Source organism: Rugosimonospora acidiphila (assembly GCF_039543385.1).
GTDB classification, from domain to species: domain Bacteria; phylum Actinomycetota; class Actinomycetes; order Mycobacteriales; family Micromonosporaceae; genus Rugosimonospora; species Rugosimonospora acidiphila.
Genome location: NZ_BAABJQ010000039.1, coordinates 1 through 11206, shown reverse-complemented (window position 1 = coordinate 11206; position 11206 = coordinate 1). Strand labels below are relative to the sequence as shown.

The following is an 11206-nucleotide window of genomic DNA, read 5'->3' as shown; positions in this document are numbered from 1 at the left end:
CGGACGCTGCGGGACTGGCCATGGATCATATCTAGTCGATCGATCCCCGTTCATCAACCCCCGCACGGTTGGTCCATCGCCACCGTCTGGAAGGAGCAAAAGGGGCTGCGGCGCAAGCGATCTCCATCGCCTCCGACGATGGACGCGTCGTCCGACCACAGCGGCTCTCACCTTGAGCATTCCGGGCTGCTTCATCCCGACTTGAATCAAACGCCGTCCCGGCGCGTCGTGATGGTCCGAAGGTCAGATCGAAGACCGACACTGCCTATGTCTCCCCGGAGGGAAACGGATGCGAACCCCCCGCTGGCTGCCCGTCCTGCTCGTGGCTACCCTGGTCCTGGCCGGTACCGCCCAGGCGAACGCGGCGACCACCAACCACCCACCGACGGCTCCCCCGGTCCTGCACGGCATCGACCTTGACAACGTCACCGTGCTGGACCTACAGCACGCCATGGACACGCACCGCCTCAGCTCGGCCGCGCTGACCACCTTCTACCTCAACCGGATCCGTACCCTCAACCCCAGCCTGCACGCAGTCGTCGAGACCAACCCGGACGCGCTGAAGGATGCCCTGGCCTCGGACCAGCAGCGGCAGCGCCACGGCGGCCGCGGTCCCCTGGAGGGCATCCCGGTCCTGTTGAAGGACAACATCGACACCGCCGACCGCGAGCACACCACGGCCGGCTCCTTCGCGTTGCTGGGCGACAAGCCGGCCCGTGACGCCTTCCTCGTGCAGCGGCTGCGCGCTGCCGGCGCGATCATCCTCGGCAAGGCCAACCTGTCGGAGTGGGCCAACTTCCGCTCGACGCACTCGTCCAGCGGCTGGAGCGCGCGCGGCGGACAGACCAACAACCCCTACGTGCTCGACCGCAACGCGTGCGGCTCCAGCAGCGGATCGGCCGTGGCGACGGCCGCCGACCTGGCCACCGTCACCATCGGCACCGACACGGCCGGCTCGGTCGTCTGCCCCGCGGGCACGACCGACGACGTCGGCATCAGGCCCTCGCTCGGTCTGGTCAGCCGCGGCGGCGTGGTGCCCATCAGCGCGCAGCAGGACACCGCCGGGCCCATCACCCGCAACGTGACCGATGCGGCAGCGGTGCTGAGCGTGATCCAGGGCGTCGACCCGCGCGACCCGATGACCGCGGCGGCGGCGCCGTTCGCGAACCGCGACTACCTCGCGGCGCTGCGCCCGGGCGCGCTGCGCGGCAAGCGAATCGGCGTGTGGCGCGGGGGCGGCGACAACCCGGACGCCGACGTCGTACTGGCGGCCACGATAGCCACCCTGAGGCGGCTGGGCGCCACGGTCATCGACAACGTCGACCTGCCCGGCGTCCAGGACGTGTTGGACAGCTACTTCCCGGCGGCGCTGGTGGAGTTCAAGCACGACATCAACGCCTACCTCGCCGAAACCCCCGGCAACCATCCCGCCGATCTGGCCGGGTTGATCGCGTTCAATCAGGCGCACGCTGATGTCGAGATGCCCTACTTCGCTCAGGAGACCTTCGAGCAGGCGCAGGCGACCAGCGGGGACGAGTCCGATCCGGCGTACCAGCAACTGCGGGCGTGGGCGACGACGACGGTCCGCAACGCGTTCGACTCGACGTTTGCGACCAATCGCCTGGACGCGATCCTGGCGCCCACCAACAAACCAGCCTGGGTGACCAGCGTGCAGAACGGCGATGACCTCACCGACCTCACCGGCGCCTCCGAGCCGGCCGCGGTAGCCGGTTACCCGGACCTGACCGTACCGGCCGGCTACGACTCGCACGGCGTCCTGCCGATCGGCATGTCCTTCATCGGCGGCCGGTTCAGCGAGTCGACGCTGATCAGCCTCGGGTACGCGTTCGAGCAGGCGAGCCACGTTCGCCGGGCGCCTACCTTCCTGCCCACCCTGCCCTAGCCTGTCGCAGATCCTGCGGCCTGTCGTACCCGGGCGTGAGGGGCCTGCCCGGGTATCGGTGATCCGTGAATGACGAGGTCTCCGGCAGATGGCCCAGCGACCAAGCTGATCCTGGGTGCCGGAGACCTCGTGGACGCCACGTCCTCCGCCCCTCGACCCCAGGGATCGACAGGCAGCGCCACGCCTGAGAGGGCAGCGTCGTCCCGTCGAGTGTTACCGCACGGTGACGACTAGATAAATTCGATCGAAAAGCTGAGATTCAGCGAGCCCAAGTAGCCGCTACGATCTGCGGAAGTAGTTCCGCCGGGGCCGTCGGAAGCTCGATCCGGCCGCGATGTCGGGCGTCGGATGGGAGCGCTCGCTGAATATGTGGTTGAAGTTGCTGGGGCCCGTGCGGGGTGGCCGGGACGGTGCCCACGTGGAGCTTGGGCCACCGCAGCAGCGTGCGGTGCTGGCGGTGATGGCAGCGGCCGGCGATGGACCGGTGAGTTCGTCGACACTCGCGGATGTGTTGTGGGGTGCCACCCCGCCGTCTGCGGCAGTGGCCACGCTGCAGCAGTACATCAGCCGGCTTCGTCGGGTACTGGAGCCGGAGCGCTCGGCTCGCGACCCGGCCGGGGTCATCCGCCGGGTCGCCGGCGGTTACCACTTGGTCGCCGGCGACGACAACGTGGACCTCCGGCGGTGGCGTACGCTCGTCGCGCGGGCGCGGCAGTTGGCGACCCAGGGCAGCAACGAGGCGGCCGGGGCGGTGTACGCACGGGCGGCCGCTCTGTGGTCCGGGCCGGTCGTGTCGGACCTGGCACCGGAGGTGCGCCAACATCCGATCTTCGCGGCGCTCGCTCACGAGCATGTGACGGTGCTGTGCGAGGCGGCTGACCTGGCTCTGGCGATGGGGCGGGTGCACCCGCTGATCGAGGCGCTGGATGGAGCGACCGGCTGGTACGCGCTGGACGAGGGGCTGCAGGCGCGGGCATTGCGGGTCCTCGCCGCGGCGGGCCGGCGAGCGGAGGCGTTGCAGCGGTTTCGTAGGCTCCGTGACCTGCTGATCCGGGAGCTCGGCATCGAGCCGGGGCCATTGCTGCAGCAAGCCCACCAGGCGGTGCTGGCCGAGACGCCACCGACATCGCATCAGCTCGCTTCGGTGGTCGGTGCGGCCGCATCGTGGCCGGCTCATCTACCGGCGGATCTGCGGCCCTTTGCCGGGCAGGATGTTGAGTTGGATGGGTTGGCGGAGCTTGTTGACGACCTGACGCCGTTGGGGATGGCGCCGCCGGCGTCGCCGCTGCGGCCGGCCCAGTTGCCGGCCGATTTGCCCACGTTCATCGGCCGTCGGGCCGAGTTGACGCAAGCACTGGCATCGCATCCGGAGCGGACAGAGGCACCAGAGGCGGTCGCGATTACCGTTATCGCCGGGATGGCGGGCGTCGGCAAGACAGCCTTCGCGGTGCACTGGGCGCACCAGGTGGCGTACCTTTACTCCGACGGTCAGCTATACCTGAATCTGCGCGGGTTCGACCCGATCGGCCAACCCGTGTCGCCCGACGACGCGCTGTACGACATGCTCACCGCGATGGGAGTCGGCGGCCGCGATATCCCCGCGGGCCTCGATGCGCGCTCGGCGCTGTTTCGCACCCGGGTCGCCGGGCGCAGGGTGCTGATCGTGCTGGACAACGCGCGTGACCTGGCGCAGGTGCGCCCGCTGTTGCCAGGCTCCGCGGGTTGCCTGGTGATCATCACCAGTCGCAACCAACTGGTCGGCCTGGTCGCCGCCGAGGGCGCGAATCTGCTGACCCTTGGCGTGCTGACCGCGGCGGAGGCACGTGATTTCCTGGCCCGTCGTATCGGCGCGGACCGGACCGCCAGGGAGGACCCGGCGGCCAGGGAGATCATCGACCAGTGCGCGGGGCTACCCCTGGCGCTGGCCATCGTCGCCGCCCGCGCGGTGGCGCAGGTCAGCCTGCCGCTCCAGGCCATCGCCGCCGAACTGGTCGACACGCACGGCGGCTTGGACGCGTTTGGCGGTCTGGACCCGGCGATCGACGCCCGCTCCGTCATCTCCTGGTCCTACCGATCGCTGAGCCCCGTGGCGGCGATGCTGGGACGGTTCCTCGGTGCCCATCCCGGTACCGACATCTCAGCCGGTGCCGCAGCCAGCCTGCTCGGCCTCCCGGTACGGCAGGTGCGTGCCGTGCTCAACGAACTCACCCGCGCTCACCTGGTCGACGAGCGGACGGCTGGGCGGTACGGGATGCACGACCTGCTCCACAGCTACGCGGCCGAACTGCTCGCCACCGACCCGGATCATGTCCGGCACGGGGCCGTGCTGCGCTTGCTCGATCACTATCTGCACACCGCGTTCCGGGCCGCATTGCTGCTGTCACCGACCAGGGAGCCGATCGCGCTGACCGATCCGGCGTCGGGCGTGGTGACGGAACTGGTCAAGGACAGCGAACAGGCGTTGGCCTGGTTCACCACGGAGTATTCGGTGCTGCTGTCCATGGTGGATCGTGCCGAGTCGGCTGGCCTCGACACGCACGTCTACCAGCTCGCCTGGACTCTGGACACCTTTCAGATCCGCCAGGGGCGCGGGGACGAGCAGGTCGCGACCAGGCGTAGCGCGTTGGCCGCCGCGCAGCGCAGGGCCGATCCCCGCCTCGAGGCGGATGCTCACCGGGATCTGGGACACGCATTGACCCGGGCGGGCCAGATGGACGAGGCGAGACAACAGTTCACCGAGGCCCTCGGGCTCTACGCGCAGTTGGGCGATCCAGCAGGGCAGGCGCACGTCCACCGCGGCATCGGCTATCTCCACTTCTGCCTCGGCGAGTGGGAGGAGATCCTGCGACACGTGCGGCGGGCACATGACCTCTACGCGGCGGCAGGCAACGTCGTCGGCCAGGCCAAGACGTTGAACGAGTCCGGCTTCGCCTACGCCCGACTGGCACGGTACCCGGAGGCGTTGAAGCTGTGCCGGCAGGCGCTGCGACTGTTCCGCGAACTGGGCGACGAGCATGGCGGGGCGGCGTGCCTGGACAGCCTCGGTTACGCCTACCGCGGATCGGGTCAGCATCAGCAGGCGATCGCCTGCTACCAGGAGGCTGCCGCCTCATTCGGTCAACTCGGCGACCTCATCAATCAGGCGACGACGGTCGCGGCCCTGGGCGATACGCTGCATGACGCACGGGAGGAGAACGCCGCACGCGATGCCTGGCAGCGAGCTCTGACCATGTACGAGGAGTTGGGGCACGCTGACGCCGAATCGGTGCGCGCACGGCTTGCCAGATCGTAGCGGGACCGCGTCGGTCGAACCTGCTGGATCGTAGCGGCAGCACCGGCCCCGATTAGCCGCCTGTCGGCGCGATAGTGAACGACCGCGCCGACAAGGATTGAACAGGCGACACACGCGCGTACGGCTCCCCCGTTCCTGCCCACCCTGCCCCGCCAGCTGACGACAGCCGCAGGCCTTCCGGGCGAGGCGCCGCACCATGGCTGAGGACGGTCCGTCCCGACATCTCCGGCGGGTAGCCTGCGACAGGGATCTCCAGATCCTTCGGGCGTTCTTCTGAGTCCGCCGGCTCAAAAGGAGCGAGGCTCCTCCTGAGCCGGCTCGGCGAGGCGATCGCCTTCGCGCCCCGGAAACTCGTTAGCGATGGCCGGATGCCGGTACGTGTCCGAGCCGCACCGGCAGAGCCCGAACGCCCCGGATCTGCCGGCTGTGCCGCCACTCGATCGCGTCGACCGGCACCGCCAGCTCCGTCCCGGGATAGGCCACGAGCAGTTCCTCGAAGGCCACCCGAGCCTCCAGCCGGGCCAGCGATGCCCCGAGGCAGTAGTGCGGCCCGTGACCGAATGCGAGGTGCGATCCACCTGCCCGCGTGGCGCTGCGTCGCAGGTCATAGACATCGGCGTCGGCGGCCCTTGCCGGATCGCGGTTGACGGCGCTGTGATGGACCAGTACAGCGTCGCCTGCGCTGATCAGCGTGTCGCTCAGGTAGAGGTCTTCGGTAGCGTAGCGCGGCGCCGCGGTCTTCACCGGGGATTCGAAGCGGAGGAACTCCTCGATCGCCGCCGGCAGGAGGCCGGGTTCGGCGACGAGTTGCGCCAGTCGGGCCGGTTCGGACATCAGCACCAGCAGCCCGTTGGCGATGAGGTTGACCGTGGTCTCGTAGCCCGCAGCGAGAAGCAGGAAGGCCATCGCGAGCAGTTCCGGCTCGTCGAGGCGGTCGTCGTGGTCGCGAGCCTTGATCATGCCATCGAGCAGCGTCCCCTCGTGCTCAACGTCAAGCCCCCTGTCGCCGAGTTCCTCGCGGCGTCGATGGATCAGATCGACCAACAAGATCCCGAGTCGCCGCACCGCCTCAGCTTGCAGGCCGCCATCGCTCGCCGAGACCCCGACATAAGCGTCGGTCCAGTAGCGGAACTCCCCCAGGTCCGCCGCCTGCACCCCGAACAGCTCAGCGATCACCGCGATCGGCAGTGGACTCGCGTAGGCCGCGAGCAAGTCGACATGCTCGCTTTCGGTCGGCAGTGCGGCGATCAACTCCGTGGCGATCGTGCGGATCCGCGGCTCGAGAGCTGCCACGCGCCGTGGTGTGAATGCCTTCGAGACCAAGCGCCGCAGCCGCGTGTGGTCCGGCGCATCGACGCGCAGCAGGTGGGCATGGAGACCTCCCCTTGTGCCGGTCCAGGCGACACCACGCGCTCCGGGACCGCCGTGCCGCGAGCCGTCGTTGCTGATCCGCGGGTCCGACAGCACCCGAACGGCATCGTCGTAGCGGGTGACCAGCCAGAGCGGCAGGCCGTCGACGACTGTCCGGGACAGCGACTCCTGTTCGCGCAGCGCCGCGAGCGGGGTGTATGGGTCGCGGGTGTAGTCGGCGTCCGCGGTATTCAGGGTGGGCAGGTCGGTCACAGGTACCTCGCGGGGTTGACGAGTAGGCATGCCACCCGTCACAAACCGATTCGTCGTCATGATATTGATTACGTAATGACGCCTGTCATCCTTCACATTCTCTTCTGATCGGCCTCCAACGCCGCCTCCAAGATGCGGTCGATCGACCGCTGCACCACCCCACCCCGGCGCGGCAGCTACACCCCGCGCCGTGGCAACGACTGAGGAAGCGGCGGGAAGATACTGCTGAGCGACGCCGGACGCGCAGGCTGGGAGGACTTCGGGCGGCGGGCGGTCATGTCTCGGTCCACGAATATCGCTTGCGTGGCTGCTTTGCCCGCACGAGCATCAGCCCATGCCCGTCGAGCAGCACCTCTTCGCCCTCTTCCTCATCACCACCTTCGTCGCGATGATCAGCCCGGGACCCGACATGCTGTTCATCCTCGGCTGCGGGATGCGCGGCGGCGCGCGTGCCGGGCTGCTCGCCACCGCTGGGGTCGCGACCAGCGAGATCGTTCACATCACGCTCGCGGCCGCGGGACTGTCCGCGTTCTTCGCCGCCGCGCCGACCGCGTTCACCGCGCTGCGCCTGGCGGGCGCTGGCTACCTCGTGTATCTCGGCGTCCAGGCCATCCGCCACCGCGGCAAGGAGCGGGTCGAGCAGGCGGGTGGAAGCGGGGTCTCTGGTCGGCGTGCGTATCTTCGCGGGCTGCTGACGAACCTGGTGAACCCGAAGATGGTCACGTTCACGATCGCGTTCCTGCCACAGTTCGTCGAGCCCCGGCTGGGCCGGGTCTGGCTGCAGTTCCTGATCCTCGGCGCGGTCTTCATTGCGCTCGAGTTCCTGGTGGACGGCACCGTGGGCGTCCTCGCGGGACGGATCGGAGGCTGGCTTGGCCGACGCCGCGCCGCGCGCCGCCGGCTCGACGTGGCGACCGGCGGCGTGTTCATCGGCTTGGGTGTGCGCCTCGCTGTCGAGCGCTGAAAGCGCATCCCTGCGACTGGCAATCCGCTGAGCGACCTAGGTGACGGTCCACACGGGACGGGGCATCCCCGGCCAGTGGTGGGCGGCGGTCGGGCGCCGGTAGCGGCCCAGGGCTTGGGCCCGCCTCCACGCCGCCTGGGCACCCGCCCCACCATCGTCGGGTTGCTGCGGCACGCCAACCCCATCGTGGGCAGGGCAGCCGTGTACCCGCTTCCCGCCCCGATCACCGATCCCAACGTTGGACAGGCCTGGCGCGGCCCCGCAGATCCTGCCCTGCCGCAACGGCATCAACTCACCGGCTGGCCACCGGATACCGGCAGGCGCCGGGAACTGTCTCGCACCGTCAACGTCGCCGGCAGGGTGATCCGGCGAGTCGGCGAGCGCTCCCCCTGCACCCGGCCCAGCAGCAACTCCGCGGCCCGCACGCCGATCTCGTACGTCGGCTGGTCGACCGTGGTGATCCGGGACCGCGCATTCAGCGCCCAGCTCAGATCGTCGAAACCGACCAACGCGAGGTCGGCCGGGACCCGCAGCGCCAGGTCGTCCAACGCGTCGACGGCACCGACCGTCATCAGGTTGTTGGCCACCAGCATGCCGTCCGGACGCGGATCCTGCGCGAGCAGCCGCAGAGCCGCCTCGTGGCCACTGACCACCCGGAATCCACCGTCGGACACCAGGCCCGGCTCGACCGGCAACCCGGCGCGGCGCAGGCCCGCGTGGTAGCCGGCGAGCCGCTCGCTGGAGGTGGAGATCCCCGGTGGGCCCGAGATGAAGGCGATGCGCCGGCATCCCTGCTCGATCAGGTGCTCGGTCGCCTGCTCGGCCGCGCGCCGGTTGTTGATGGTCACCCGGTCCACGTCGGCGGTGCGCAGCCGGCGGTCGAAGGTGACCGCGGGGATCCCGCGACTGGACAGCACGTCGATGTGGGTGTCGGTGGCCGAGGCCGGGGACAGCACGACCCCGGCGATCTGCTCGGCTGCGAACACCTGCAGGTAGCGCTGCTCCTTCGCGAGATCCTCGTCGGTGTTGGCCAGCATGACGGAGTATCCGGACTTCTGCGCCACGTCCTCGACCCCGCGCACCATGGAGGTGAAGAACGGGTTGGTGACGTCGGAGACGATGACGCCGAGCACCCTGGTGGCCCGGGTGCGCAGGCTCCTGGCCGAACTGTTCGGCCGGTAGCCGAGGGCGTCGATGGCCTCGATCACCCTCTGGCGCAGCTCCGGTGACACTCCGTCGGGATTGTTGAGCACCCGGGAAACGGTTGCCGCGGACACATCCGCTGTCCGTGCGACGTCAGTGATGGTCACTGTGCCCATGAAGCCCGCTTTCCGGAATGTTCCGCCACCAGGGGCTCGATCGCCCACGCCGTACCGCCGTCATCTCTCGATCGGGACCAGGGTATGGGAGCGCTACTACCCGATCGCGTTCAGACCACCGTAGAGCGCGTCCGCGAAAGCGGTATCGGCCGGATGTGGGCTGACCCCCAGCCGCCAGGTGCCGCCAGGATAGTCGCCGGGGGGCCACGCTGTGCCGCCGTTGGCCCACAACGGTTGCCAGGAGATCGCCCCGTCGGCCGGGTCGTACCACCGGTTCGTCGTCGCCCACGCCGAACCCTGCCGGTACGCGGCGACGAGGCTGACCGTACTGTCGCTGGCCAGTGTCCATTCGGGGAAGCCGGCCGCGTCGCCGGAGCGGGCCGCGGTGAGGTTGTCACCGACCTGGGGCAGGGTGGTGTCCAGCGACCAGCCGACCTCCCACGCCGGTGCGTGCACCGCACCGGTGACGTGCCAGGTGAATGATTGATCCAGCCAGCCGGTCGCGGCCTGTAGGCGCCAGTCGACGGTCACCGGCTGCGAGCCGACCGGGATGCCGGATAGCGTGATAGTGCGCCGGTCCGCGGACGTGCTCACCGTCGCGGCCGCGCCCGGTGGGTCGGTGGCGCCGAACCCACCGATTCCCGCGTACGGCAGCGTTCCACGGAACTGCGCGTCGAGCAGTTCCCGCCAGGAGCCGCCGATCGGCACCTGCATCGAGGTCAGCGCGGCGCTGGGTGAGGTCTGCACCGTCGCCCGGTAGCTCGGGGTGGAGATCCGGTACCCGGCGGTGACCACCGGGCGGGACCAGTCCAGCGGGGCGAGCCATACGCCGCCCTGCCCCCAGCCGGCCGAGGTGACCCACCACGAGCCGTCGGTGTCCTGGACGACCTCCAGCGCGTGCGAGGCGATGTGCCCGACCAGCTCGCTGGCGTCGAAATGCAGCGGGTCACGGCTGCGGAACACGTCAGTGCCGACGTACCCGCCGCGCGGGCCGATGAACAGGTAGTAGTAGTTGCGGTAGTGGACCACGAACGGGGACTCGGTCGGACCGCCACTGGTGCCGGTGCTCGGGTCGGTGAAGGCGAACTTGCTGGCGCTCCAGTGCAGCAGGTCGGTACTGGTGCGGTAGGCGACCACGTGGTTGCCGCCGGCCGGTTGGCTGGTCGCGTCGTAGTACATGACCCACTGCTTGCCGATCCGGGTGATGTACGGGTCGCGGGCGTCGAACCCGTCGCGCAACAGCGGGTCGCCGTTGTACCGGGTCCAGTGCCACAGGTCGGGCGAGATGGCCAGGCTGATCTCGGACTGGGCGTGGTCGGGTCCGCCGCCCGCGTAGAACATGTAGTAGAGCCCACCGCTCGCGATCACGTGCGGCGCCCACAGGTGGCTCTCGCCGTAGCTGGGGTCGACGGCCAGCGCGAAGGGCTGCTTGGTCCACGGGCCGTGCAGGGACGGCGCGGTCGCGTGCGCGAAGTTCACCTCGTTGTCCGGGTTGGCCGGCTCCTGGTGGGTGATGCCGAACAGGTGCCAGGTGCCGTCCGGGCCACGGATGATCGTGTGATCGTTGATGTACCACGGCGAGGTCTCGCCGACGCTCGGGTCGTAGATGTTGGTGAAGGTACCGGCGGCCACCACGTGCGAGGTGGTGCTGAAGTCGGTGACCGTGACGTCGCCGGCGGGGGCGGGGGCCGGATGCGCACCGGCGGCGGCCGGTGCGCCGGATACCGCGGTCACCACGGCCACCAGGGCGGCGGCCAACCGCATCCGGACGCGGGGCGCGGGGCGGGTACGGGAAACGGGGACGGGCATGGCGGTCCTCCTGACGGGGGGGTCAGTGCTCGCCGGAGAGCCGGTGCACGATCGGCGCGGTCGCCTCGTACAGGTCCCGGTAGGCACGGTAGAGCCGGTCGTAGGTGGGGGTATTGGCCGGGTCACTCGTCCCACCAGGTCCGCGATCCGACACGCTCGTCCCTCGTCCTTGCGCCTGGCCGGGCCGGCTGATTCGAGCCCGGCCTGGCTGGCCGGGCGGTTGTGGTCGCGCCGGTCCGGGGCCACCGGGCCCCGGACCGGCGCCGGGTCAGCTCTGGAACTTACTGTCGTCGTAC

At 69.7% G+C, this 11206-nt stretch carries 7 protein-coding genes; 3 read left to right on the top strand and 4 right to left on the bottom strand.

All coding sequences use genetic code 11. The features are described from left to right. Positions 1–289: 289 nt before the first annotated feature. Both ABEA87_RS37915 and ABEA87_RS37910 read left to right on the top strand, forming a co-directional pair. Complete coding sequence (locus ABEA87_RS37915) at positions 290–1903, top strand: amidase (RefSeq protein ID WP_345638105.1); 1614 nt, start codon at positions 290–292, stop codon at positions 1901–1903. A 418-nt stretch (positions 1904–2321) separates the two neighbouring features. Beyond that, entirely contained in the window at positions 2322–5195 is a 2874-nt protein-coding gene (locus tag ABEA87_RS37910; protein WP_345638103.1) for an AfsR/SARP family transcriptional regulator, read from the top strand. Positions 5196–5549: 354 nt separating this feature from the next. Here ABEA87_RS37910 and ABEA87_RS37905 read toward each other — a convergent pair whose 3' ends face one another. Next, entirely contained in the window at positions 5550–6818 is a 1269-nt protein-coding gene (locus tag ABEA87_RS37905; protein WP_345638102.1) for a cytochrome P450 family protein, read from the bottom strand. Positions 6819–7152: 334 nt separating this feature from the next. On the opposite strand from ABEA87_RS37905, the gene ABEA87_RS37900 reads away from it, so the two are divergent. Continuing rightward, the gene (locus ABEA87_RS37900) at positions 7153–7782 is read left to right on the top strand and encodes a LysE family translocator (RefSeq protein ID WP_345638101.1); all 630 of its coding nucleotides are present in this window, start codon (positions 7153–7155) and stop codon (positions 7780–7782) included. Between the two features lie 287 nt (positions 7783–8069). Here ABEA87_RS37900 and ABEA87_RS37895 read toward each other — a convergent pair whose 3' ends face one another. The 3 genes from ABEA87_RS37895 to ABEA87_RS37885 all read right to left on the bottom strand — a co-directional run bounded on the left by ABEA87_RS37895 (position 8070) and on the right by ABEA87_RS37885 (position 11064). Continuing rightward, positions 8070–9101 carry a LacI family DNA-binding transcriptional regulator gene (locus ABEA87_RS37895; RefSeq protein WP_345638099.1) on the bottom strand — a complete coding sequence of 344 codons (1032 nt, stop codon included), beginning with the start codon at positions 9099–9101 and terminating at the stop codon, positions 8070–8072. Between the two features lie 96 nt (positions 9102–9197). After that, entirely contained in the window at positions 9198–10910 is a 1713-nt protein-coding gene (locus ABEA87_RS37890; protein ID WP_345638098.1) for a glycoside hydrolase family protein, read from the bottom strand. A gap of 22 nt (positions 10911–10932) precedes the next feature. Beyond that, the gene (locus tag ABEA87_RS37885) at positions 10933–11064 is read right to left on the bottom strand and encodes a hypothetical protein (RefSeq protein WP_345638097.1); all 132 of its coding nucleotides are present in this window, start codon (positions 11062–11064) and stop codon (positions 10933–10935) included. Positions 11065–11206: the final 142 nt, after the last annotated feature.